Source organism: Blastococcus sp. SYSU D00922 (assembly GCF_054050495.1).
Genome location: NZ_JBJGZL010000004.1, coordinates 22,802 through 46,037 on the forward strand (window position 1 = coordinate 22,802; position 23,236 = coordinate 46,037).

Consider the following 23,236-nt stretch of genomic DNA (forward strand, 5'->3'; position numbering starts at 1 on the left):
GAGTCCGGGCACCAATCGTCGCCCTGCCGACGTTGAGCATGGCATCGGTGCCGGACGGCGCTGCTCTCCCGTCCGACACCGACGCCATGGGCGCACCATCGGGTGGCGGACGTCGAGGAGGCACGGGCGATGGCGGAACTCCAGCCCCGCATGCGAGCGGGTGACAAGGACCGTCAGCGGGTCGTCGAGCAGCTCGGCAAGCACTTCGGCGAGGGCCGGCTGACCGTCGAGGAATTCGACGAGCGGGTCGTCCGGGCGCACGCGTCCGTGTTCCTCGACGAGCTCCCCGCGCTGACCGCCGACCTACCGTCCGATCCGGAGCCGCCCCGCCGTCCGAGCAGGTCGGCGGTACGCGTGCCGGGCGTCCTGGCGGTCCTCGTCTCCATGCTGCTCGCCTGGTCGATCGTGGCGGCCGTGATCTACGGCGTCCCACCGCTGTTCGGCTTCGTCGTCCTGTTCCTCTTCCTCCGGCACATGCGATTCAGCCGTTACCGGTGAGCGCGTCGTGCCGGTGAGGCCGGCGCTCCTCCACCGGTGACCGGACCGGCGACCTGCGCGAGCCGCCGGGCGCCCACGTCAGGGCTGGACGACCAGCGGCACCTCGGTCTCCCGCTCGGAAACGCGCCACAGGTGGTCGATCTGCTTCTGCAGGTCGAAGCGGCGGAGGATCGGGTGGCGGACTGCTGGGCCGTGCGACCCGAAGCGAGGCGCGTAGAGCTCGCCGCCCTTGGCCCGGGGGTCGGTCGCTGCCCGTAGCTGTGGTCGCGCGCCCTCGAACGGCGTCATCCCTGACCGCGCCGTCATCGCCTCGAAGAACGCTCCGAGCCAGCCGGCGCCGCCTTCCCGCACCGACCGCGCCTGCAGGTCCGTGTTCGTCAGCCCGGGGTGCGCCGCAAGGCTCTGCGCCGCCACCCCCGCGCGCTCGAACTGCTGCTGAAGCCCCAGTGCGAAGTGCAGGTTCGCCATCTTCGACCGCGCGTACGACGCCCACGCCCCGTAGTTCCGCCGCATGTGCGGGTCCGCCGGGTCCAGCGGCCGAGCGCGATGCCGGGCCGTCGACGTCACCGTCACCACCCGCGCGGCCGGCGCGGCCAGCAGCGCCGGCATCAGGTGCGCCGTCAGCGCCCAGTGCCCCAGGTGGTTGATGCCGAACTGCATCTCGAAGCCGTCGGCCGTCTCCCGCTGCGGCATCGCCATCACCCCGGCGTTGTTCACCAGGATGTCGATCCGCTCGTGCCCGGCCAGCACCTTGTCGGCGGCCGCACGAACCACCGACAGGTCCCCCAGGTCCAGCGGCACCACCTCGAGCGACGCCGCCGGGTACCGCTCCGCGATCCGCGCCACCGCCGCGGTCGTCTTGTCCGGATCCCTCGCCGCCATCACCACGTGCGCGCCCGCACCGGCCAGCGCCAGCGCCGTCTGGAAGCCCAGCCCGCCGTTCGCCCCGGTCACCACCGCCGTCCGGCCGGTCAGGTCCGGGATGTCCTTCTCGGTCCAGGTCAAGGTGCGACCTGCCGCAGCCTCGCTTCCGCGCGGAGCTGCACCGCCGTCAGCACCTCCCAGCGGATCGCGGTGCTCCCCGGCTGCACGACCATCCAGTACCAGCTGAACCGGCCCCGCGTGTCCGGGTCCGTCGCCAGCACCCGCGTCTCCGACGACAGCTCCGTCCCGCCGCGCACGGGCTTGAGCCGGAAGTCCATGACCGCCTTCACCCAGCCCGGCTGGATGAACCGCGCCAGCTCCTCGGCGTCCAAGGAAGGCGGGTCCTCGCCTCCCCGCAGCCGCCACGCCTGCAGCGCCCCGCCGAACACCACCGACTCGTTCTCCGTCGACGACAGCAGCGGCACCGGCAGCGCGTCGAGGAACGGCCGGTCGTGCAGCTGCTTCAGCCCGTGCCCCGACAGCAGCACCGGCAGGAACCGGGCCGCACTCAGCACGACGGTGACCGGCAGCCCGCTCAGCCGGACGGCGTGCAGCTCCTCCCACACCACCTCCGGCGCTGCCGCGATCCACCGCGACTGCCGCGTGACGTAGTGGCTGTTGGGCAGCACGTCGTCGAGTTCCACGCCGCGCTACCTATCCCGCCAGGTCAGCGGGCAATCAGAGTGCGTCGTACACCGCACGGACATAGGCCTCCGACCGCGCCGACCCGAGGATCCCCTGCGCCATCGCGTTCATCATGTACGTGATGGTGAGCCGGCGGTCGAGGTCCATGACGGCCAGCGAGCCGCCCCAGCCGCCCCAGTAGAAGGTGCGGCCCTCCGGCACGTACGGCACGACCGGCGACCCCAGGCAGTAGCCGATGCCGAACCGGAACGGCTCCTCCAGCACCAGGTCGACGCCGTCGGACTGCTGCTCGAAGACCAGGTCGACCGACTTCTCCGACAGCAGCCGCACGCCGCCCGCGGTCCCGCCGAGCGAGAGCACCCGCAGTACGTCCAGCACGCCCCGGGCGTTCGAGTGCCCGTTCAGCGCGCCGAGGTCGGCCGCCCGCCACTCCGGCCTCGCCGTCGCCTTCACCGACATCACCGGCGCCGTGAACGTCCGCACCGAGATCGACGCCGGGTCGGGGTCACCGGCCGACTCCGGCCGCGGCGGCGCGACCAGCGACGCCACCCGGTCCCAGTCGGCGGGCCGGGCGCCGATCTGGAAGTCCGCGCCCAGCGGCCCGGCGATCTCCTCCCGCACGAACGTCGAGAACGTCTTGTTGGTGATCCGCCGGACCAGCTCGCCGACGAGGAAGCCCTGGCTGGCCGCGTGGTACCCGGACGCCGTCCCCGGCTCCCACCACGGCCGCTGCTGCGCCAGCCGCTCGCAGGCCGTCTCCCAGTCGTACATGTCGCGCACGGAGAAGGGCTGCTCCCAGCCGGAGACGCCGGACGTGTGCGACATCAGGTGCCGCACCTCGACGTCCTTCTTGCCCTTGGCCGAGAACTCGGGCCAGTAGTTGCCCACCGGCGCGTACGGGTCGAGGTCGCCGCGGTCGACGAGCATCAGCGCGGCCAGGTTGAGCACGCACTTCGTCGTCGACCAGACGTTGACGATCGTGTCCTGCGTCCACGGGGTGGTCCGCGCTTCGTCGCGGTAGCCGCCCCAGATGTCGACGACGGTCTCGCCGTCGAGGTCCACCGCGATCGAGGCGCCGAGCTCGTCGCCGTCCAGCTGCTGTGCCAGCGCGTCCCGCACCCCGGCGAACCGCTCGTCGAAGTTGCCGTGGACCTCGGCCATGAGCCCCCCTCGTCGATCGCGCGGCGCCGTTGCCACGCAGACAGCGATCAGACCACGACCACAAGATCGCGACAACGACGCACCGAGATACTGGAATGTTCAAGCATCCGGTCGGAGTTGCCTCCAGCACGACCGACCAACGGAGGCACAGACATGGCACGGATCAGCGTGTTCGGCGGGACCGGCTACGCCGGCAGCAACATCGTCGCGGAGGCGGCGACGCGGGGGCACTCGGTGACCTCGGTCAGCCGGAACCTCCCCGAGCAGCGCGTCGACGGCGTCGACTACCTCGAGGGCTCCCTGCTCGCCGCCGACACCCGCGCGAAGGTCCTGGCCGACGCGGACGTCGTCGTCGTCACCGTCGCCCCGCGCGGTGACATGGGAGGCCGCGTGGCCCCGGGCATCGCCGAGCTGGCCGCCGAGGCCGAGCGCGCCGGCGTGCGCATCGGCGTCGTCGGCGGCGCCGGCAGCCTGCACGTCGCCGAGGGCGGACCCCGCCTCTTCGACACCCCCGAGTTCCCGGCCGTCTACAAGCCGGAGAGCCTGGAGATGGCCGCGGCCCTCGACGACCTGCGGAACTCGGCGGAAAGCCTCGACTGGTTCTACGTCTGCCCGCCCGCGGCCTTCGGCGGCTTCGCCCCAGGGGAGCGCCAGGGCACCTTCCGCGTTGGCGGCGACGTCCTGCTGACCGACGACGAGGGCAACTCGTTCATCGGCGGCGCCGACTTCGCCACCGCGATCGTCGACGAGATCGAGCAGCCGGCTCACCGCCGCGCCCGGTTCACCGTCGCCTACTGAGCGACACCCGGGTGGGCCGGAACACGCGTCCGGCCCACCCGGTTGCCCGGTGACATGCCCAAGACCTGGTTCATCACCGGCGCGTCCCGCGGCTTCGGCAAGGAGTGGGCGATCGCCGCTCTCGAGCGCGGGGACTCCGTCGCCGCCACCGCCCGTGACCCGAAGACCCTCGACGACCTCGTGCAGCGGTTCGGCGACGCCGTCCTGCCGCTCCGGCTCGACGTGGACGACCGCGAGGCGGTGTTCGCCGCCGTCAAGGATGCCCACGACCGCTTCGGCCGGCTGGACGTCGTCGTCAACAACGCCGGCTACGGCCAGTTCGGGATGATCGAGGAGATCTCCGAGGCCGAGGCCCGCGCCCAGTTCGACACCAACGTGTTCGGCGCCCTGTTCGTCACGCAGGCCGCGCTGCCCTACCTGCGCGAGCAGGGCTCGGGTCACTTCCTGCAGGTCAGCAGCATCGGCGGGATCAGCGCGTTCCCGAACATCGGCATCTACAACGCCTCCAAGTGGGCGCTCGAGGCGTTCAGCCAGTCGCTGGCCGCGGAGGTCGCCGACTTCGGCATCGAGGTCACGATCATCGAGCCCGGCGCCTACGGCACCGACTGGGGTGGCTCCTCGGCCAAGCACGCCCAGCAGAACCCGGCCTACGACGCCTTCCGCGAGAAGGCCGCCGAGCAGCGCAAGGCGCGGGCCGGCAACCCCGGCGACCCGGTCGCCACCCGGGACGCCGTCCTGGAGATCGTCGACGCGGCGAACCCGCCGCTGCGGGTGTTCTTCGGCGAGGCCCCGCTGCGCATCGCCGAGCGCGACTACGAGTCGCGCCTGGCCACCTGGCGCGAGTGGCAGCCGCTGTCCGAGAAGGCGCACGGCTCACAGAGCTGAGCACGTTCCCGCGGGAACGCCCGGGCAAGGCCAGTGGCTTGCAGAGGCGTTCCCGCGGGAACGTCTCAACCGGCGCGCGCCGCTTCCTCGCCCAGGCTGATCGTGTCCGGGTCCGACGGCTTGCCCTCCCCGGTCTCGATGAGGCTGCGCAGGCTGTCGCCGACGTAGAAGGTCCAGGCGTTCCGGCAGATGTCGAAGCACTCGTAGGCCGGCACCAGACCGTGGTGGGTGAACCGGAGCTCGGTCCCGCCGTCCCGCTCGGTCAGCTCGAAGCGGATCTCGGTGCCCTTCCACTCGCTCTGGTCCTGGATGAACCCCATGTGGTTGTCGACGACCCGCCACACGACGCGCTGCCCGGGGACCAGCTCGGTGACCCGCATCCGGCAGTAGTGGATGCCGGGCACCCGGTAGGAGAACTCGTCGCCGACGGCGCGGTTGTCGCCGTCGACCTTCGTCATCCACCAGCTCCGCACGTCGGTGATCGCGTCGACCACCTGGTCCGGCGAGCGCTCGACGGTGAACGCGGTGGTGTAGCTCGGGTCGGTCATGGCTCCTCCAGAGGCCAGCTTGCATGACGCAAGTCACCCTAGAGGCACCTGCTTTCGTGATGCAAGCGGCTTGGCTACGATGGGCGGCGTGCTGGGGAAGACGTACGACGACGAGGTGTGCTCGATCGCCCGCGCGCTCGAGGTGGTCGGCGAGCGGTGGAGCGTGCTGATCGTTCGCAACGCCCTCTTCGCCGGTTCCACGCGGTTCGCCGACTTCCAGCGGAGCCTCGGGATCGCGACCAACGTCCTGGCCTCGCGCCTCGAGGGCTTCGTCGAAGCGGGCATCATGCGGCGCTCCCGCTACTCCGAGCAGCCCGAGGCGTACGAGTACCTGCTGACCGAGAAGGGGCGGGACCTCGCACCCGCCCTCATCGCGCTCACCGCCTGGGGCGACCGCTGGTCCGCACCCGACGGGGCGCCGGTGCTGTACCGCCACCGCGCCTGCGGCTCCGAGATCCGCTCCGAGGTCGTGTGCGCCTCCTGCGGCGAGGTCCACGACGCCGCGGAGGTCGACGCACTGCCCGGCCCCGGCATGCCGGCCGACCGTGCCCAGCGCATGGAGCAGCGCCTGGCCGCGGGGCGGTGACGCGGAACGGCCCCCTCCCGGAGTCCGGGAGGGGGCCGTCCGACGTCGTCAGGAGACGGCGCGGCGGTGGGTGAGGACCCAGCCGGCGACCGTGCTGACGACGACCCAGCCGGCCAGCACCGCGACCGACTGCGTCGTGGCGTCGCCCTGGGCGAGGGCGAGCACCGAGTTGGCCGGGTCGAGCTTCTCGGCCAGCGCCGGCTTGACGTTCAGCAGGACCGGCATCACGCCGAGCAGCACCAGGTAGAGCCCGGTCAGCGACCCCGGGGTGTTGCCCAGCGCGGCACCCACACCGGCACCGATCACCGCGAACGCCGCCCCGGCGGCCACGACCGTGGCGACCGCCCGCCCGGCGCCGTCCCAGGAGACGCCGCTCTCCATCGCGGCGAGCACCCCGGCCGACAGCGCGGTCGACAGGGCCGACAGGGCCGCCCCGAGCAGGGCGACCGCCACCGCCTTGGCCGCCAGCACGCGGCCGCGCTGCGGGACCAGCAGGAACGTCGTCTGCACGGTCCGGTGGCTCCACTCGCCCGCGGTCGAGAGGACGCCCAGCGCGATCAGCAGGTAGCCGGTCAGCAGGCCCATGACCGCGAGCGGCCCGGTGATCGAGCCGAGGGTCTCGCTGCTCTGCGCCGACGCGAGCAGGGCACCCGCCGGCGCCAGCAGCACGGCGGCCGCGGCCAGGGCCTTGCCCGACCGGGTGGACAGCGACTTGCGCACCTCCAGGCCGACCAGCAGGGGCAGTGACGGAGCGGTCCGGCGCACCGGGACGTCGATACGCGGGGAGGCGAGGGACAGGACGTCGGTCATGGCGGTTGCCTTCCGGGAGTCGAGGACGGCGCTCATGCCGAGGCCGCCGTGGTGAGCTGGAAGAAGAGGTCCTCGAGGCCGCGCTGCTGCGGCCGCAGGTCGACGAGCGCGAGGCCGGCCGTGGCGGCGACCTCGCCGACCGCCGCGGGCTCGACGCCGGCGACCACCAGGGCGCCGTCCGCACCGGGTTCCACGTGGAACCCCGCCCCGACGAGCGCCCGGCCGAGCGCCGCTGGGTCGACCGCCCGGACGACGGTCCCGTCGGCGCCGAGGAGCTGGGCCACCGGGCCGTCGGCGACGATCCGCCCGTTGCCGATCACCAGCAGCCGGTCGACGGTGTGCTCGACCTCGCCGAGCAGGTGGGAGGAGAGCAGCACCGTGCCGCCCCTGGCGGCGTGCCCGCGCAGCAGGTCGCGCATCCAGCGGATCCCCTCCGGGTCGAGGCCGTTGGCCGGCTCGTCGAAGACGAGCACGGGAGGGTCGGCCAGCAACGCGCCGGCGATGCCGAGCCGCTGCCGCATCCCGAGCGAGTAGCCACCCACGCGCCGGCCGGCCGCGTCGGCCAGACCGACCTGCGCCAGGACCTCGTCGACCCGGGTGGCGGGCACGCCGATCGCCGACGCGAGCAGCCGCAGGTGGGTCCGCCCGGTGCGGCCGGGGTGCACCGCCGAGGCGTCCAGCAGGGTGCCGACGACGGCGCCCGGGTTGGGCAGGTCGGTGTACGACCGCCCGTCGACGGTCGACGTCCCGGACGTCGCCGGCACGAGGCCGGTCATCATCCGCATCGTCGTCGTCTTCCCGGCACCGTTCGGGCCGAGGAAGCCGGTCACCGTGCCGGGCTCGAGGGCGAACGAGACGTCGTCCACGACGGTCCGGCCGCCGTACTGCTTGGTCAGTCCGCTGACCGTGATCATGGGAACCTCCGGGGCTGTCCGCGTTGTCGGCGAGAAATCTGCCCGCGACGACGGGCTCCCCGCGTCGGCCGCAGGACCGGTCTTCGCATCCACCTCCGGTCGGACGCCGTCATCCGGAAGTTGACGTCGACCCCCACCGTCCGGGCGACCCGGCGGGTGCGCTCCGCGAAATACGCTCGCGGCATGGGGCTCCGGGCGCGCATCTGGCCGGGTCTCGGCGCGCGCTCGATCTGGCTCGAGGCCGTGGTCGCGCTGCTGAGCACCGCGAGCGTCGTCCTCGGGACCGCCACCCCGGAGGCCGGGCTCGTCCCGGACCCGGTCCTGCTCCTGGGCGCGGCGCTGCTGACCGTGCTGCTGTTCCTCCTCCGCCGCTCGGCGCCGCTGGTGCCGTACGCCGTGAGCGCCGTCCTCAGCGCCTTCTCCCCCGCCGTGACCGCCGGGATGATGCTCACCAGCTACGCCGTGGGGCGGTACGTCGGCCGCTGGCCGGTGCGCATCGGGGCGGCGGTGGTCGGCGGCCTGGCTCTGCTCCAGCCGTGGGCGGTGCACAGCCTGGACGAGTGGGTGGGCGCCGTCGCCGGGACGGCGCTGGTCCTCGTCCTCCCCGGCGCGCTCGGGGTCTGGCAGCGCACCCGCGTGCAGCTGCTCGAGGCCCTGCGCGACCGCGCCGAGCGGGCCGAGGCCGAACGTGAGCTGCTCGCCCGCGAGGCGGTGCTGGACGAGCGCACCCGCATCGCCCGCGAGATGCACGACGCCGTCGGCCACCGGGTGAGTCTGATGGTGCTGCAGGCCGGCGCCATCGAGGTGGCCGCCCGCGACGCCGACCGGGTCGAGCAGCTCGCCGAGCAGGTGCAGACCGCCGGCCGCCAGGCGCTCGACGAGCTGCGCCAGATGGTGGGCGTCCTGCGCGGGGCGGAGATCGACGAGGACGCCCCACTGGGCCCGCAGCCGGGTCTGGACGACGTCCCGCGGCTGGTCGCCTCGGCCCGGGAGGCCGGGATGGACGTCGAGCTGCGCGGCGACGCCGGAGCGGCCGACCCCGCCGTCGGGCGGGCGGCGTACCGGATCGTCCAGGAGGGGGTGACCAACGCGGGCAAGCACGCGCCCGGCGCGAGGGTGTGCGTGACGGTCGAGCGGCGGGCGGACGAGCTCGTGGTGTCGGTCGTCAACGGCGCCGGGGGGACGCCGGCCGACGCGGGCAGCGGCGGGTTCGGCCTCGTGGGGTTGGCTGAGCGGGTGCGCACCCTGGGCGGCCGGCTCGACGCCGGCCCACGGCTGGACGGCGGCTTCGCGGTCGAGGCGGTGCTGCCCGCGTGACCGAGGACATCCGGGTGCTGCTGGTCGACGACGAGGAGCTGGTCCGGTTCGGGCTGCGCACGGTGCTCGAGTCGGTGGGCGGCTTCACCGTGGTCGGCGAGGCGGGCGACGGGGCAGCCGGGGTGCGGGCGGCGCGGGAGCTGCGGCCGGACGTCGTCCTCATGGACATCCGCATGCCGGTGCTCGACGGGCTGTCGGCGACGAAGGAGATCCTGGCGCTGCCCCAGCCGCCGCAGGTCGCCGTCCTGACGACGTTCCACCTCGACGAGTACGTGTACGCGGCCCTGGCCGCCGGCGCGGCCGGGTTCCTGCTCAAGGACACCCCGCCGCGGGAGATCGCCGCGGCCGTGCGGGCCGTCGCCGACGGCACCGCGACGCTCTCGCCCAAGGTGACCGCGACGCTGATCGAGTCCTACGTCGAGCGGCGGGCAGCCCCGCGCCGGGCCGAGGCGCTGCAGCGGGTGGCCGCTCTCTCCGACCGCGAGCGCGAGGTGCTCCAGCTGCTCGGCAGCGGGGAGTCCAACGCCGAGCTCGCCCGCCGCCTGTTCGTCAGCGAGGCGACGGTGAAGACCTACGTCTCCCGGCTGCTGACCAAGCTCGACCTGGCCAACCGGACCCAGGCCGCGATCCTGGCCCACGAGGCCGGCCTGCTGGAGAGCTGACCCAGCAGGCCGGGCACCCGTTCAGGCCATCGCCTCCGCACGCCGCGAGGTCCGCATGAGCAGCAGCACGCTCGCCGCCAGCGCCCACACGAGGAACAGCAGGAATCCGCCGAACCCGCCGATGGCGACCAGCACGGTCTCCTCGTCGGACTCGAACACCGCGGCGAGGCTGAGGACCAGGAGCACGCCGGTCAGGCCCGACAGGTAGCCGAGCCAGGCCGGGAAGGCGTGGGTGCTGAGCACCGCGCCGGTGGCGCCGATCATCATGGCCACGCCGGCGGGCACCGCACAGATGCCCACCCAGTAGTCGAGGACCTGGAGCGTCGGCAGCGTCGCCGGGTCCGCGGTCTCGGCGGCCTGCACCAGCGCCAGGTAGATGCCCTCGGAGACCAGGATGGTCGCCGAGAACACGGCGCTCCCGATCGCGAACAGGCCGGACATCATGCCGCCGGTGCCCTCGTGGCGGCGGAACCGGCTCCACATCCCGGCGAGGAACAGCAGCACCGCGATGTCGGCCAGGAAGCCGAGCAGCAGCGCCCACTGGTGCCCCGTCCGGTCGTCGGTCAACACGGTGGCCAGTTCGTCCGCGGTGCTCGGGTAGTCCGGCGTCGAGGGCGTGAAGAAGCTCGCGACGACCAGCAGGACGAAGACGATGCCGGCCGCGCCGGCGATGCGGTCCCACCTCGCCTCGGCCTCGTCCCGCATCCCTGCGGTGACCGCCGGGCCGCTCATCCCGGATCCAGCGCTGGCTTCCATGACGACACCCCTCCCGTGAACCGGGCCCCGCCGGGCGGCGACGCCCACGGGGAGTGTGGAACCGCCGCCGCCATCGCGGGAGGGGCTCGTGCGTGGCCACCGGATGTGCGCGAACCGTGGTTTCCGGGGCGCGTGCGCGACGTCCTGCGCACGAACGGTCGAAACCGCCGTGGGGCACTCCCGCGCGGCCCCGCGCGGCGCTACGTTCCGGCCGATGACCTCGGGCCGGGGCGGTGCCCGCCCGGTCCTGCGCCGGCTGCGGATCGGGCTCCTCCCGCTGCCCGGCCAGGCCCTCGGGCTCGCCGTCCTCGTCGCGGTGCTGGCCGCCGCCCTGGCCTCGGTGCCCCTCATGACCGGGTCCGCCGAGGAGGGCGCCTGGCAGCGGGAGCGCGCCCGGCACGCGGAGTCGTCGATCGGCGCCACCTTCTTCTCCTCCTCCCTGCCGGGCAGTCTGGAGCTGATCGACGAGCGGGTGCTGAACGCGGCCGAGCTGGACGACGCGGTGGTCGCCGCCGCGGCCGATCTCGCCCTCCCCCGGCCCGTCTCCCTCGTCCGGCTCCGCGACCCGCTGTTCATCACCACGCCGTCCGGACCGGCCCGGCTCGTGCTGGTTTCCCGCGCCGGCGCCGAGGAGCACCTCGACCTGGTGGCCGGGGGGCCCGGGCTGCTGGCCAACAGCCGCCTGGTCGATCTCGTCGGCCTCGAGCCCGGCGGTGTGCTCACCGCCGATGCCGACTCCGGCAGCATCGCCGAGCTCGCGATCACCGGCATCTACCAGGACCCGGCCGTGCCCCTCGACCCGTACTGGGGCGGTGTCGAGAACCTGTTCATCCCCCCGCCGGACCCCGGCACCAAGGACCCGGAGTTCCCGACCGTCGCGCTCTTCGCCCCGCGCGACGTCGTGCTCGCCACCGCCGATTCCGTGGGCGAGGACGTCGAGCTCGAGTGGTACCTGCCGCTGCCGGCAGGGATCGGCGTCGACGAGGCACGGCGCACCGTCGACCGGGTCGCGCAGCTCCAGGCCGACCTGGTCGCGCCGCGGTCGGCCGCCGTCCGGATCACCAACCTGTTCGGCTTCGACCGGCCGGCGCCCGCCTCGGAGCTCCCCGACGCGCTGGAGCGGGTCGACGAGACCGTGGCCCTCCTCGCACCGCCCGTCCGCGCGGTCGGGTCCGGCGCCGCCGCGGCCGCCCTGGTCCTCGTCGGCGCCTGGGCCGGCCAGCGGGTCCGCCGGCGGGACGACGAGCTGCGCTCCCTCCTCGCCCGGGGGCTCCCGCCGCACCGGGCCGGCGGCCAGGCGCTGCGCGAGGCGCTCCTGCCCACGCTCGCCGGAGTGGGCGTGGGCGCTGCGGCCGGGTGGCTGCTCGTGCGCGCGCTCGGTCCGTCAGCCTCGCTCCCGGACGCCGCCCTCCCGGCCGCGCTGGTCGCCCTCGCGGCGGCCGGCGTCGCTTCGCTGCTCACCGTCGCCGTGGTCACCACGGCCCTGGTGACGCGGCTGGACTCCCCCGCTCGCCGTCCCGGCGTCCTGTTCGCACGGATCCCGTGGCTGCCGGTCACCGCGGCGGTCACCGTGGTCGTCGCGATCCCCGTGCTCACCGGCGAGGCCGACGGCGGCGGCATCGACCTCCTGCAGCTGGTCCTCCCGCTGCTGGTCACCGCAGTCGTCGCCGGTGGGCTCACCGCGGCGCTCCCCCGCGTGCCCCTCCGGCCGGCCCGTCTCGCTCCCGCGCCCTTCCTCGCCCTCTCCCGGGTGCTGACCGGTCGCGCCGCCGCCCGCCTCGTCGTGATCACGACGGCGCTCGCCCTCGGGCTGATCGTCTACTCCGGGGCGCTGGCCGACTCCACCGACCGCACGCTCGTCGCCAAGCAGGCGGTGGGCACCGGCAGCGACGTCGTCGTCCCGCTGCTGCGCCGGACGGTCGAGGCCGGACCGCCGCCCGACGGCACGACCATCGTCGGCGTCGGGCAGCGGGCGCAGCTGTCGACCGGCGAGGAGGCCGACGTGCTCGTCGTCCGGCCGGAGGAGATCCCGGCGGTCACCCGGTGGCACCCCTCGTTCGCCGACCAGGACGTCGACCAGCTCATGCGCGCCCTCGCCGACCACGACGGTGGCGGCGTGCCCGTCGTCGTCGCCGGGTCGGCCGACGCCGACGTCGGCGCGGAGCTGGTGGTCGAGTTCGGCCGGGTCTACCGGGTGCAGGTCGACGTCGTCGGCACCGCGACCGCCTTCCCCGGTCAGCCCGGCCGGGCCCCGATGGTGATCGCCGACTGGGACCGGTTCACCGGCGCGGTCGAGGCCGCCGGCCGCGACCCGGAGACCGTCCTCGACCGCCAGCTGTGGGCCCGCGGCGACGACGCCGGGCTGCTGGACGTGCTGACGGCGAGCGGTTACGCGTTCGACCTCGACCAGGTGCGCACCACCGGCGACTTCGCCGCCCGGCCGGAGCTGAGCGCCCAGTCGTGGTCCTTCGGCTATCTGCGGGCGGTCGCGCTGGCCGCCGGGCTGCTCGGGCTCACCGGCGTCGCCATGCACGCGCTGGCCCAGCAGCGCCGCCGCACCGTCGCCGCCCTGCTCCTCACCCGCATGGGCATGCGCCGCCGTCACCTCGACGCCGCCGCCGCGCTGGAGATCGGGCTGCTGTCCGGCATCGGCGTGCTGGTCGCCGTCGCGGTCGCCGTGCCCGCGTCCGCGCTGGTGCTGCGCCTGCTCGACCCGGTGCCCGGCCTGCTCCCGGCGCCGCTGTTCGCCGTGCCGTGGAGCAGCGTCGCCGCCGTGGTGCTCGGCGTGGCCGTGCTGAGCGCCGCCACCGCCCTGCTGGTCGGCCGGGCGGCGCGGTCCGACGACGCCGGTCAGGTCATGCGGGGTGCACCGTGACGCGCGGTAGGTTCCGCCCGATGGCCACCTCGGGAGCGCTGCGCCGGGCCCGCCTCCGGCTGCTGCCGCTGCCCGGTGCGGCGCTCGGGCTCGCCGTGCTGGTCGCCGTCCTTGCGGCGGCCCTGGTCTCCGCGCCGCTGTTCGTCGCCTCCGCCGAGCAGGGCGCGTGGGAGCAGAAGCAGGACCGGATCAGCCGGGTCTCCCTGGGCGCCACGATCCTGGCCTCGACGATCGACGGCCGCGGCGGTCCCACGGCCGACCGGGTGGCGGAGGTGGACGAGCTCGACGCCTCCGTCATCGAGGCCGCGCGCGGCGTCGGCCTCGGGACGCCGGCCCTGCTGACGATCCTGCAGGACCCGGTCGCCGCGACGACGGCGGACGCCGGGGACCTCGCCCAGGTGGTGTCCCTGCCCGGAGCCGCCGAGCACGTCGAGATCGTGGACGGCGGGCCCGCCGACGACGGCGTGCTCGTCCCCGAGGCCCTCCTGCCGGCCGGCCTGGCTGCCACCAGCACGGTCGCCGTCCAGAGCGAGGGCGGCGCGAGCACCGAGGTGCCGGTCAGCGGCGTCTACCGGACGCCGACCGCACCGCTCGACGAGTTCTGGGACGGACTCGGCTTCCTGTTCCTGCCGACGCGCGACATCACGACCGGCGACCTGGTCTACCCGCCGGCGGCGATCATCGCCCCGCAGCCGGTCGCCCAGTCGGTCGCCGGAGCCCTCGGTGAGGACCTGTTCCTCAACTGGTCCATCCCGCTCGACGACTCCGTGGGCATCTCGGCCGCCCGCACCGCGGCCGACCGCTACGAGGCGCTGCAGGCCGCGCTGACCAATCCCGACGGGCCGGTCGCGGGCGTGATCGTGGAGGGCGGCTTCGAGACCGCCGCGGTGCGGACCGGGCTGCCGAACGCCCTCGAGTCGGTCGAGGAGACCGTCGACCTGCTGGCCCCACCGGTGCGCGCGGTCGGGATCGGGGGCGGCGCCGCCGCGCTGGTGCTGGTCGGCGCCTGGGCCGGGCACCGCATGCGCCGCCGGGACGACGAGCTGCGCTCCCTGGTCGCCCGCGGGCTCTCCCCGGCGCGGGCGGCCGGCGACGTGGTCCGCGAGTCGGTGCTCCCCGTGCTGGTCGGCGGGGCGGCCGGCGGCGTGGCGGGCTGGCTGCTGGTCCGGGCGCTCGGCCCCTCGTCGCACCTGCCCGCCGGCGCCACCGACGCCGCCCTGGTCGCGCTCGGGCTCGGGCTGCTCGCCGCGCTGCTGGTCCTCGCCGCCGTGACCGCCGCCCTGGTCACCCGGCTCGACCAGGTCGGCCGCGGGCAGGCGGCCCAGCTCCTCGGGCGGGTGCCGTGGCTGGCCGTCGTCACCGCGATCACCGTCGTGACCGTCGTCCCGCTGGTGACCCGTGAGAACTCCGGCCGGGTCGACGTCCTCACCCTCGCCGTCCCGCTGCTCGTGACCGTGGTCGTCGCCGGCGCCGTCACCGCCCTGCTCCCCCGGCTGGGCTCCCGGGCCGACACCCGGCTGCGGCGCCTCCCGACCGGCGGCTACCTCGCCGCCCGCCGGGTGCTGGCCGGCTCGGGCACCGCTCGCCTCGTCGTGGTGACGACGGCGCTGTCGCTGAGCCTGGTCGTCTACGCCGGGGCGCTGGCGTCGTCGACCGACCGGACGATCGCGGCCAAGGCGTCGGTGGCGACCGGCAGCGACGTCGTCGTCCAGCTGCCCCGGGCACGCGCGGTCGAGGGACCGCTGCCGGCCGGAGCCATGGTGGTCGGCGTCGAGCCGGGCGTCGAGGTGCTCCCCGGCAGCACGACGGCCAACGTGCTCGTCGTGCGGCCCGAGGAGGTGGCCGGCGTCGTCCGGTGGAACGACGCCTTGGCCGACCGGCCGCTCGCCGACCTCATGGCCGCGCTGAGCGGCTACGACGGCGACCGGGTGCCGGTGATCCTGTCCGGGGAGCTGCCCGACGGTGTCCTCGAGGGCACCGGCAACGAGCTGACCGCCGACTTCGGCTACTTCGACCTGCCGGTCGAGGTGGTCGCCCGTGCCGACGCCTTCCCCGGCCAGACCGAGCGCCGGCCGCTGCTCGTGGCCGACTGGGACCGCTACGCCGGCGCGCTGGAGGCCGCCGGCCGCGACCCCGAGCTGGTGATCGCCCAGGAGCTGTGGGCGCGCGGCGAGCCGCAGGCCGTGCTGGACAGCCTCACCGCGGCGGGGATCCAGCCGCCCGAGGAGGAGCAGGTGACGACGGCGGCGGAGTTCGCCGACCGGCCCGAGCTGTCGGCGCAGACCTGGTCGCTGGACTACCTCCGCGCGGTCGCCCTCGCCGCGGGCGCGCTCGGCCTCGTGGGGCTGGCCATGCACGCCATGGCGCAGCAGCGGCGCCGGACCGTGGCGGCGCTGCTGCTGGGCCGGATGGGGATGAGCCGGCGCTCCGCCGACGCCTCCGCCGGCGCGGAGATCGGCCTGCTCGCCGGCGTCGCCGCCCTCGTGGCCGTCGCGGTGGCGCTGCCCGCGTCGGCGCTGGTGCTGCGGGTCCTCGACCCGGTGCCCGCGCTGCGCCCCGACGCGCTGTTCCAGGTGCCGTGGAGCAGCCTCGCGATCGTGCTGGCAGGCGTCGTCCTGGTGACCGCCGGCAGCGCCGTCCTCGTCGGGCGCGCCGCCCGGCGGGCCACCGGAGGACAGGTGATGCGCGATGCCTCCTGACAGCACCCCCGCGGCCGTGTGTGAAGGACTGGTCCGCATCTACTGGTCGCCCAGCGGCGAGGTGCACGCGCTCAAGGGCGTCGACGCCGTCGTCCCCGCCGGGCGGCTGACGGCGATCACCGGCCCGTCCGGCTCGGGCAAGAGCTCGCTGCTGCGGATCCTCGCCGCCCAGGACCGGCCGACCGCTGGCCGCGCCGAGGTCGCCGGCCACCCGCTCACCGGGCTCTCGGCGCACCGGCTGCGCGCGCTGCGCCGCCGGCACATCGGCTACGTGTTCCCCCGGCCGCCGCAGAACCTGCTGCCGCACCTGACCGCGGCCGAGCACCTCGCCATGGCCGGGAAGCTCCGCGGCGTCGGCCGGGCCGAGGTCTCCCGCGAGACCGGCGACCTGTTCGACCTGCTCGGGATCGCCGATCGCGCCGACCACCTGCCCGGCCAGCTCTCCGGCGGCGAGCAGCAGCGCCTGGCGTTCGCGCAGGCCGTCGTCGGCCGGCCCGCCCTGGTGGTCGCCGACGAGCCGACCAGCGAGCTGGACAGCCGGACCACCGCCGACCTGCTGGGCGCCGTGGCGGAGCTGACCCGCACCGGCACCACCGTCGTCATGGCCACGCACGACCCCCTCGCCGCGGAGGCCGCCGACCAGGTCATCCACCTGCGCTCGGGCACCGTCGCGCACGAGGAGGTGGCCGGCCGGCGTCTCGCGGTCATCGACGGCGACGGCCGCGTGCAGCTGCCCGATGAGGCGCTGGCCCGCTTCGCGGCCCGCAGGGTGCTGATCGACGTCACCGACGACGGCGTCGTGCTGCGGGAGCCGTCATGACGCTGACCGCCACCGACGTGTCGAAGACCTACCGCCGCGGGCGGGAGCAGGTGCACGCGCTGCGCGGGGTCTCCATCGCCGTCCGGCCGGGCGAGGTCGTCGCGCTGCTCGGGCGGTCGGGCTCCGGCAAGACGACGCTGCTCAACTGCCTGCTGGGCTGGGAGACCCCCGACGCCGGCACGGTCGCGGTGCCGGGGGCCGCGGCGCCCGCCGCGGCGGACTGGTCGACCGTCGCCGTCGTCCCCCAGCGGTTCGGTCTGCTCGACGAGCTGTCGCTGGCCGACAACGTCGCGCTGCCGGCCCGGCTGGCCGGGGCGGCCGAGCCGCGGGAGGCAGCGGTGGCCACCCTCGAGACGCTTCGACTGGGGCACCTGGCCGACCGGATGCCCGACGAGGTGTCGCTGGGGGAGCAGCAGCGGACGGCGATCGCCCGCGCCCTCGTCGTTCGCCCGTCGTTCCTCATCGCCGACGAGCCGACCGGCCGCCTGGACGAGGAGCTCTCCACCCACGTGCTGACGACGCTGCGCGAGGTCTACGCCGCCGCCGGCACCGGCGTGCTGGTGGCCAGCCACGACCCGGTGGTGGTCGCCGCGGCCGACCGCGTCGTCCGCCTCAGCGACGGCCAGGTCGTCGACGCCTGAGGGGCCATGGTGGCCACGAAGGCCTCTCCGGCCCCTCACTCGTACTCGGGGCCGACGTTGCCGAGCTCGACCTCACCGACCCGCTGGTAGGTCGTCATGACGACGCCCGTGCCGGACACCTTGTGGTCGGTCAGCCGCCAGGTGCGCGGGATCGTGCCCTCCCCGAACAGCCGCTTGCCCTCGCCGAGCACCACGGGGAAGACGACCAGCCGCAGCTCGTCGACGAGATCCTCGCGCAGCAGCGTCTGGATGAGGCCGGCCGAGCCGTGCACCTGCAGCTCTCCGCCGTCCTCGGCCTTGAGCGCCCGGACGGCGTCGGGGACGTCGCCCTGCAGCAGCTCCGCCGTCTCCCACTCCACCGAGGTGAGCGTGCGCGAGGCGACGTACTTCTTCTTGAAGTTCAGACCCTGGGACACCGGGTCGTCGCTGATCATCTGCGGCCACGCCGCGTAGAAGAGCTGGTAGGTGGTGCGCCCGAGCAGGAAGTCCTGCGCGGGGGCGAACCAGGCGTTCATCTGCTCCCCGACCGACTCGTCGAAGAACGGCGGCAGCCAGCCCTCGTGCGAGAACCCGCCGGAGGGGTCCTCTCCCGTGCCCCCGGGGGCCTGCATGACACCGTCGAGGGTGACGAACGTGGTGACGACGAGCGGACGCATGACGACTCCTCCTGTTGGCGGGCCGCTGTCCGGCCCCTCGCTAGGACGTCGAACGGGGATCGACCTGATCGACACGTGCGGAGGAATTTCCTCCAGAAAGTTCTGCGAGCTGTCGATCAGGGCGACGTGGGCAGGAAACGCTCGGAGGCGGAGCAGCAGGTCGCGGACCTGTTGCGGACCGCGCGCACGTCGTTGCAGATGAGCGTGGCGTTCCTCAGCCGGCTCGACGGCACCACGCAGCACCTGGAGGTCGTCGACTCCCGGATCCCGCTGGTCTTCCGCGACGGCATCACGCAGCCCCAGGAGACGACCTTCTGCCAGGCGATCCTCGACGGGCGGCTGCCCGCCGTGATCCCCGACGTCCGCGACTTCCCCGAGGCGATGAAGCTGCCGACGGCGAAGATCCCGCGGATCCGCAGCTACGTGTCGGCGCCGGTCCGGCTGTCGGACGGCGAGCTGTACGGCACCTTCTGCGCCTTCGGCCTCACCACGGACAAGGAGCTCGCGGAGCGGGACAAGGCGCTGATGGAGGTGCTGGCCTCGGCCGCCGCGGTCATCATCGAGCCCGGCGTCCGCGCCCAGGAGCAGCGCACCGAGATCGTCGACCGGCTCGACCCGGTCATCGCGGCGGGTGGCCCGACCGTCGTCCTCCAGCCGATCGTCGAGCTGGCCACCGGCCGCCGGACCGGCGCCGAGGCGCTGAGCCGCTTCCCCGCGGAGTGGGGCATGCCGCCGGACGTCGTCTTCGGCCAGGCGCACGGCGTCGGGCTGGGCCACCGCCTCGAGCTGCTGGCGCTCGACCGTGCCGCGCAGCTGCTGGACCGGGTGGGCGGCTACGTCTCGATGAACGTCTCCCCCGCCACCCTGCTGACCGAGGACTGCCGCCGGCTGCTCGCCCGCCTGCCCCTCGACCGCGTGCTCCTCGAGCTCTCCGAGCACGACCGCGTCGAGGACTACGACGCCCTGGCGGCGGTGCTCGAGCCCCTGCGCGCCGACGGGCTGCGCCTGGCGATCGACGACGTCGGCGCCGGCTTCTCCTCGCTGCACCACATCGTCGTCACCGCGCCCGACGTCATCAAGATCGACCGGAGCATCGTCAGCGGCCTGCACGCCGACCCGGTGCTGGCCAAGCTCGTGCTCTCGCTGGTCGAGTTCGCCCACGGCTGCGACATCGCGGTCGTCGCCGAGGGTGTCGAGACCGCCGACGAGGCCGCCGCCCTGCTCGTCTCCGGGGTCGACCACGGCCAGGGCTGGCACTTCGGCCGCCCCGGCCCGGCGGAGGCCCTCACCGACGGCGGCCCCGTGTCAGTGCCCCGCCCGCGCGTCCCCGCCTGACGCTCAGCGGGCGGCAGCGGCCGCCAGGTGCGGCTCGACCGCCTTCAGGATCACGGCCTGCGGACGGGCGCCGGTCAGGGTGGTGACCACCTCGCCGCCGACGAACAGCGCCATCGTCGGCATGCCCATGACCCCGTGAGCACGGGTGGTCAGCGGGTTCTCGTCGACGTCGATCGCGAGGACCCGCAGCCGGCCGGCCAGGTCGGCGGCGATCCGCCCGAGCACCGGGGCGATCATGCGGCAGGGCGGGCACCAGGTCGCGGTGAACTCGACCAGGACCGGGACGTCGCTGGCGAGGACGTCATCGCGGAAGGTCGCGTCCGAGGTCGTGGGCAGCGTGCCGGCCATGGTCTCTCCTGTCGGGGGATCAGCGGTTGACGGCGGCGATGAGCCGCTCGCGCGGTGCGGTCTGCTCGCCGCACTCGCAGACCAGGCGGGCGGTGACCCGGCCACCGCAGCCGCCGTGCCGGTAGTCCACCCCGGGGGTGCCGCCGCCGAGGTGGCGCTGCGCCCAGTCGGACATGGCCGACAGCAGGGGCACGAGGTCGTAGCCGGCGTCGGTCAGCACGTACTCCGTGCGCGAGCGGCTGCCCGGCACCTGGTAGGGCCGGGTCCGCAGGACCCCCGCGTCCACGAGACGGCGCAGGCGGTCGGACAGGACGGTCCGAGGGGCGGCGGTGGCGGCCTCGAGCTCGTTGAAGCGGCGCAGCCCGAGGGACACCTCGCGGACGACCAGCAGTGCCCAGCGGTCGCCCACGAGCTCGAGCACGCGAGCCACTCCGTCGTCCACGGTGCTGAGTGTGGACTCAGTACTCAGGTGGCGTCAACGGCGACGTGCTGGGCGGATTCCGGTGACGAAGAGTCACGATCGGCGACCGGGAACGGCTGGTTCGTGCCCGCCGAGCAGTCGACCACGCCGTGTGGCACCCGGGCACGCGGTGTGCGGCGTGGTCGGCTGATGTGCGGCGTGGTCGGATCGCTGCCCGAGGCTTCAGTCGGCGCGGCGGTCGCGCCCGCCGTGACGGTGCGGGTGGGCCTTCGCGCCGTACATCGCCCGGTCGGCCCGGCTGATCAGGTCGTCCGCGTCGTCCCCTGGCCGGCCGACGGCGATCCCGACGCTCACGCCGATCGACAGCGGGCCCTGCGGCCCGTCGAACGGCGCGCCCACGGCGTCGTGCACCCGAGCGGCCAGGGCGGTGAGCTCCTCCTCGGGACGGCCGCTGCACAGGATCACGAACTCGTCGCCGCCGAACCGCGCCACGAGATCCCCGGCACCGGCCACCTCGGCCAGGCGCCCGGCCACCTCGGCCAGCAGCGTGTCCCCGACGGCGTGCCCGTAGCGGTCGTTCACGACCTTGAACTGGTCGAGGTCGCAGAACAGCAGCGCGCAGCCCGGACCGTCCCCGACCCTCGCCCGCAGCGCGTCGAAGAGGGCACCGCGGTTTGCGATCCCGGTCAGCAGGTCGGTCTGGGCCCGCAGGTGGAGCGCCGCCTCCCGCCGCCGGTCGTCGGTCACGTCGATGCCCACGCAGCCCACCGCGTAGGGCCGGCCCTGGTCGTCGCGGAGCACCGTGTTGCGCATCGCGACCCGGCGCCGCTCGCCGGCGCCGGTGAGCCAGTCGCCCTCCTGCGGGTAGGCGACCCCCGTCTCCATCGCCCGCGCCACGGCATCCTGCGCCAGCGCCACGTGCTCGGGGACGACGTAGACGTCCCAGAACGGCACCCCGGCCATCTCCTCGGCACTGCGGCCGGTGAACCGCTGCAGCGCGGGGTTGGTCATCAGGATCCGGCCGCCCCCGTCGACGATGCACAGCAGGGCGTCACTGGCGTCGACGAAGTCCCGCAGCAGCTGATCCGGCAGCTGGGCCACCTCGGGCTGCACGGTCACCCGGGCACCTCCCGCCCTCGGATCGGTCCACGTCGTCGTCTCGCCGGCGTGCGGACCGGACGGCTCGGCGTCGCGTCCCACGCGTCCCCCCACCGGCGATTCTGCGGTCATACACGCAGGAGGCCGCAAGTGTTACCGGAGGTACGGGTCAACTACGGCTTCCTGCGAGCGTCGGGTAGTCGACGTAACCGATCGGTCCCGAGGCGTAGAAGGTGGCGGCGTCGGGCTCGTTCTCCGGGTGCTCGCCCGCCCACCGCTCGACCAGGTCGGGGTTGGCCAGCACCGGGCGGCCGACCGCCACCGCCTCCGCGTGCGCGTCCTCGATCAGCCGGACGGCCTCGTCGCGGGTGGTCACGGTGCCGAAGCCGCTGTTGGCGATCAGCGGACCGTCGAACCGCCGGCGCAGGTCCTGCACCAGCTCTCCGGCCGGTTCGTGGTGCAGCACGGACAGGTAGGCCAGGCCCAATGGGCGCAGCTGGTCGACCAGGTACCCGTAGGTGGCGCGGACGTCGGCCTCGTCGACCTCGTGCATGCCCTGCACGTGGTGCATCGGCGAGATCCGGATCCCGACCTTGCCGGCACCGATGGCCTCGCTCACCGCCGTGGCCACCTCGATGACGAAGCGCGCGCGGTTCTCCGGCGAGCCGCCGTAGACGTCGGTGCGCTGGTTGGTGTTGGGCGAGAGGAACTCGTGCAGCAGGTAGCCGTTGGCGCTGTGGATCTCCACGCCGTCCAGCCCGGCGGCGATCGCCCGCTTCGACGCGGCCACGATGTCGGCCAGCGTCTCCTGGACCTCCTCGGTGGTCAGCGCGTGCGGCACCGGGTAGGGCACCTTGCCGTTCGGGGTGTGCGCCTCACCGTCGATCGCGATCGCCGACGGAGCCACGATCCTGTCGGTGCCGGTGATGTCGGTGTGCGACACGCGACCGCCGTGCATCACCTGCATGACGATCTTCCCGCCGCGGGCGTGCACGGCCTCGGCGACGCTGCGCCAGCCGACCTCCTGCTCGTCGTTCACGATCCCGGGCTGGCCCGGGTAGGCCCGCGAGTCGGGGTTGGGGTAGGTGCCCTCGGTGATGATCAGGCCGACGCCGGCCCGCTGGGCGTAGTGCTCGACGACCAGGTCCCCCGGGATGCCGGAGCGGCCGGAGCGCATGCGGGTCAGCGGCGCCATGACGACGCGGTTGGCGAGCTCGAGATCGCCGAGACGGACGGGCGAGAAGAGATCCATGCCCGGCGCAACCCGTCCCGCGGAGGGAGCTGTTCCGGAACGGACCCGGATGCGGCGATCGTCACTCCCCGGCGTTGCGCTCCACCGCCGCCAGGAGCCCGGTGAACGCCTCCCGGTCGGCGCCCCGGAGACCGCCGAGCAGCCGGTCCAGCGTGGCGACGTGGTCGGTGACCGCCGCGTCCACCGCCGCCCGCCCCGCCTCGGTCAGCTCGACGACGCCGAACCGGCCGTCGGCGGGGTCCGGCCGCCGCACGACCAGACCCCGCTCCTCCAGCCGCTGCAGCCGGTTGGTCGTCGCCGCGGGCGAGAGGACCATCGCGCGCGCCAGGTCGCCCGGGGAGAGGCGGTACGGGGCCGACGAGCGGCGCAGCGATGCCAGCAGGTCGAACTCGCCGCGGTTGAGGCCGTGCGCCCCCAGGGTGGCCTCGATCGCCCGGGTGGCGGCCAGGTGCGCCCGGGTCAGCCGGGCGAAGACGGCCATGGACGAGGGATCGACGTCGGGACGCTCCCGCCGCCACTGGTCCACCATCTGCTCCACCGCGTCACCGTCGGGCACGGAAAGAGTTTGACATCGAAATACCTGCGGG

24 protein-coding genes are annotated in these 23,236 nt (G+C 74.4%); 11 read left to right on the forward strand and 13 right to left on the reverse strand.

Annotated features, from left to right (window positions below; translation table 11 throughout):
- Nucleotides 1-129: 129 nt before the first annotated feature.
- Nucleotides 130-498 carry a DUF1707 SHOCT-like domain-containing protein gene (locus ACI78T_RS07260; RefSeq protein WP_456557415.1) on the forward strand — a complete coding sequence of 123 codons (369 nt, stop codon included), beginning with the start codon at nt 130-132 and terminating at the stop codon, nt 496-498.
- A gap of 78 nt (nt 499-576) precedes the next feature.
- Here ACI78T_RS07260 and ACI78T_RS07265 read toward each other — a convergent pair whose 3' ends face one another.
- The 3 genes from ACI78T_RS07265 to ACI78T_RS07275 are packed head-to-tail and all read right to left on the reverse strand — an operon-like array spanning nt 577 to nt 3,228.
- A complete protein-coding gene (locus ACI78T_RS07265; protein ID WP_456557416.1) occupies nt 577-1,503 on the reverse strand; it encodes an oxidoreductase in 927 nt (308 codons plus the stop codon).
- A complete protein-coding gene (locus ACI78T_RS07270) occupies nt 1,500-2,066 on the reverse strand; it encodes a hypothetical protein (protein ID WP_456557417.1) in 567 nt (188 codons plus the stop codon). Before ACI78T_RS07270 ends, ACI78T_RS07265 begins: the two co-directional genes overlap by 4 nt.
- 34 nt (nt 2,067-2,100) lie before the next feature.
- Nucleotides 2,101-3,228 carry a serine hydrolase domain-containing protein gene (locus tag ACI78T_RS07275; protein WP_456557418.1) on the reverse strand — a complete coding sequence of 376 codons (1,128 nt, stop codon included), beginning with the start codon at nt 3,226-3,228 and terminating at the stop codon, nt 2,101-2,103.
- Between the two features lie 153 nt (nt 3,229-3,381).
- On the opposite strand from ACI78T_RS07275, the gene ACI78T_RS07280 reads away from it, so the two are divergent.
- Nucleotides 3,382-4,026, forward strand: a complete 645-nt coding sequence (locus tag ACI78T_RS07280; protein ID WP_456557419.1) for an NAD(P)-dependent oxidoreductase — start codon at nt 3,382-3,384, stop codon at nt 4,024-4,026.
- Nucleotides 4,027-4,080: 54 nt separating this feature from the next.
- Complete coding sequence (locus ACI78T_RS07285; protein WP_456557420.1) at nt 4,081-4,911, forward strand: SDR family oxidoreductase; 831 nt, start codon at nt 4,081-4,083, stop codon at nt 4,909-4,911.
- Between the two features lie 65 nt (nt 4,912-4,976).
- Here the strand turns inward: ACI78T_RS07285 and ACI78T_RS07290 are convergent, their stop codons facing one another.
- Nucleotides 4,977-5,459 (reverse strand): SRPBCC family protein, encoded by a 483-nt coding sequence (locus ACI78T_RS07290; protein WP_456557421.1) that lies wholly within the window; start codon nt 5,457-5,459, stop codon nt 4,977-4,979.
- Between the two features lie 88 nt (nt 5,460-5,547).
- Here ACI78T_RS07290 and ACI78T_RS07295 point away from each other — a divergent pair, with 88 nt between their 5' ends.
- Nucleotides 5,548-6,045: a winged helix-turn-helix transcriptional regulator gene (locus tag ACI78T_RS07295; protein ID WP_456557422.1), complete on the forward strand. Its 498-nt coding sequence runs from the start codon at nt 5,548-5,550 to the stop codon at nt 6,043-6,045.
- Nucleotides 6,046-6,093: 48 nt separating this feature from the next.
- On the opposite strand, the gene ACI78T_RS07300 is transcribed toward ACI78T_RS07295, so the two are convergent.
- Together ACI78T_RS07300 and ACI78T_RS07305 are read right to left on the reverse strand one after the other, a co-directional pair.
- The gene (locus ACI78T_RS07300) at nt 6,094-6,855 is read right to left on the reverse strand and encodes a hypothetical protein (protein WP_456557423.1); all 762 of its coding nucleotides are present in this window, start codon (nt 6,853-6,855) and stop codon (nt 6,094-6,096) included.
- A gap of 32 nt (nt 6,856-6,887) precedes the next feature.
- The gene (locus tag ACI78T_RS07305) at nt 6,888-7,769 is read right to left on the reverse strand and encodes an ABC transporter ATP-binding protein (protein WP_456557424.1); all 882 of its coding nucleotides are present in this window, start codon (nt 7,767-7,769) and stop codon (nt 6,888-6,890) included.
- A 183-nt stretch (nt 7,770-7,952) separates the two neighbouring features.
- On the opposite strand from ACI78T_RS07305, the gene ACI78T_RS07310 reads away from it, so the two are divergent.
- Entirely contained in the window at nt 7,953-9,086 is a 1,134-nt protein-coding gene (locus ACI78T_RS07310) for a sensor histidine kinase (RefSeq protein WP_456557425.1), read from the forward strand.
- Complete coding sequence (locus tag ACI78T_RS07315; protein WP_456557426.1) at nt 9,083-9,748, forward strand: response regulator transcription factor; 666 nt, start codon at nt 9,083-9,085, stop codon at nt 9,746-9,748. Before ACI78T_RS07310 ends, ACI78T_RS07315 begins: the two co-directional genes overlap by 4 nt.
- Before the next feature lie 21 nt (nt 9,749-9,769).
- On the opposite strand, the gene ACI78T_RS07320 is transcribed toward ACI78T_RS07315, so the two are convergent.
- Nucleotides 9,770-10,504, reverse strand: coding sequence for a hypothetical protein (locus tag ACI78T_RS07320; RefSeq protein ID WP_456557427.1), 735 nt, complete (start codon nt 10,502-10,504; stop codon nt 9,770-9,772).
- A gap of 214 nt (nt 10,505-10,718) precedes the next feature.
- Between ACI78T_RS07320 and ACI78T_RS07325 the strand changes: the two genes are divergently transcribed.
- From ACI78T_RS07325 to ACI78T_RS07340, 4 genes are read left to right on the forward strand one after another with little or no spacing between them, the layout of a single operon-like run.
- Nucleotides 10,719-13,379 carry an FtsX-like permease family protein gene (locus tag ACI78T_RS07325; RefSeq protein WP_456557428.1) on the forward strand — a complete coding sequence of 887 codons (2,661 nt, stop codon included), beginning with the start codon at nt 10,719-10,721 and terminating at the stop codon, nt 13,377-13,379.
- A gap of 20 nt (nt 13,380-13,399) precedes the next feature.
- Complete coding sequence (locus tag ACI78T_RS07330; RefSeq protein WP_456557429.1) at nt 13,400-16,078, forward strand: hypothetical protein; 2,679 nt, start codon at nt 13,400-13,402, stop codon at nt 16,076-16,078.
- The gene (locus tag ACI78T_RS07335) at nt 16,068-16,898 is read left to right on the forward strand and encodes an ABC transporter ATP-binding protein (RefSeq protein WP_456557430.1); all 831 of its coding nucleotides are present in this window, start codon (nt 16,068-16,070) and stop codon (nt 16,896-16,898) included. The genes ACI78T_RS07330 and ACI78T_RS07335 overlap by 11 nt, the downstream gene beginning before the upstream one ends.
- On the forward strand, nt 16,895-17,539 hold the full coding sequence (locus ACI78T_RS07340; protein ID WP_456557431.1) for an ABC transporter ATP-binding protein: 645 nt from the start codon (nt 16,895-16,897) through the stop codon (nt 17,537-17,539). Before ACI78T_RS07335 ends, ACI78T_RS07340 begins: the two co-directional genes overlap by 4 nt.
- Nucleotides 17,540-17,574: 35 nt before the next feature.
- Here the strand turns inward: ACI78T_RS07340 and ACI78T_RS07345 are convergent, their stop codons facing one another.
- Entirely contained in the window at nt 17,575-18,195 is a 621-nt protein-coding gene (locus ACI78T_RS07345) for a dihydrofolate reductase family protein (protein WP_456557432.1), read from the reverse strand.
- Nucleotides 18,196-18,321: 126 nt separating this feature from the next.
- Here ACI78T_RS07345 and ACI78T_RS07350 point away from each other — a divergent pair, with 126 nt between their 5' ends.
- The gene (locus ACI78T_RS07350) at nt 18,322-19,530 is read left to right on the forward strand and encodes a sensor domain-containing phosphodiesterase (protein ID WP_456557433.1); all 1,209 of its coding nucleotides are present in this window, start codon (nt 18,322-18,324) and stop codon (nt 19,528-19,530) included.
- A gap of 3 nt (nt 19,531-19,533) precedes the next feature.
- Here the strand turns inward: ACI78T_RS07350 and ACI78T_RS07355 are convergent, their stop codons facing one another.
- From ACI78T_RS07355 to ACI78T_RS07375, 5 genes are all read right to left on the reverse strand, one after another.
- The gene (locus ACI78T_RS07355; RefSeq protein ID WP_456557434.1) at nt 19,534-19,878 is read right to left on the reverse strand and encodes a thioredoxin family protein; all 345 of its coding nucleotides are present in this window, start codon (nt 19,876-19,878) and stop codon (nt 19,534-19,536) included.
- 19 nt (nt 19,879-19,897) lie between these two features.
- Nucleotides 19,898-20,320, reverse strand: a complete 423-nt coding sequence (locus ACI78T_RS07360) for a winged helix-turn-helix transcriptional regulator (RefSeq protein WP_456557435.1) — start codon at nt 20,318-20,320, stop codon at nt 19,898-19,900.
- Nucleotides 20,321-20,521: 201 nt separating this feature from the next.
- Nucleotides 20,522-21,418, reverse strand: a complete 897-nt coding sequence (locus ACI78T_RS07365) for a diguanylate cyclase domain-containing protein (RefSeq protein ID WP_456557436.1) — start codon at nt 21,416-21,418, stop codon at nt 20,522-20,524.
- A gap of 148 nt (nt 21,419-21,566) precedes the next feature.
- Complete coding sequence (locus ACI78T_RS07370; RefSeq protein ID WP_456557437.1) at nt 21,567-22,649, reverse strand: alkene reductase; 1,083 nt, start codon at nt 22,647-22,649, stop codon at nt 21,567-21,569.
- Nucleotides 22,650-22,710: 61 nt separating this feature from the next.
- Nucleotides 22,711-23,205, reverse strand: coding sequence for a MarR family winged helix-turn-helix transcriptional regulator (locus ACI78T_RS07375; protein ID WP_456557438.1), 495 nt, complete (start codon nt 23,203-23,205; stop codon nt 22,711-22,713).
- Nucleotides 23,206-23,236: the final 31 nt, after the last annotated feature.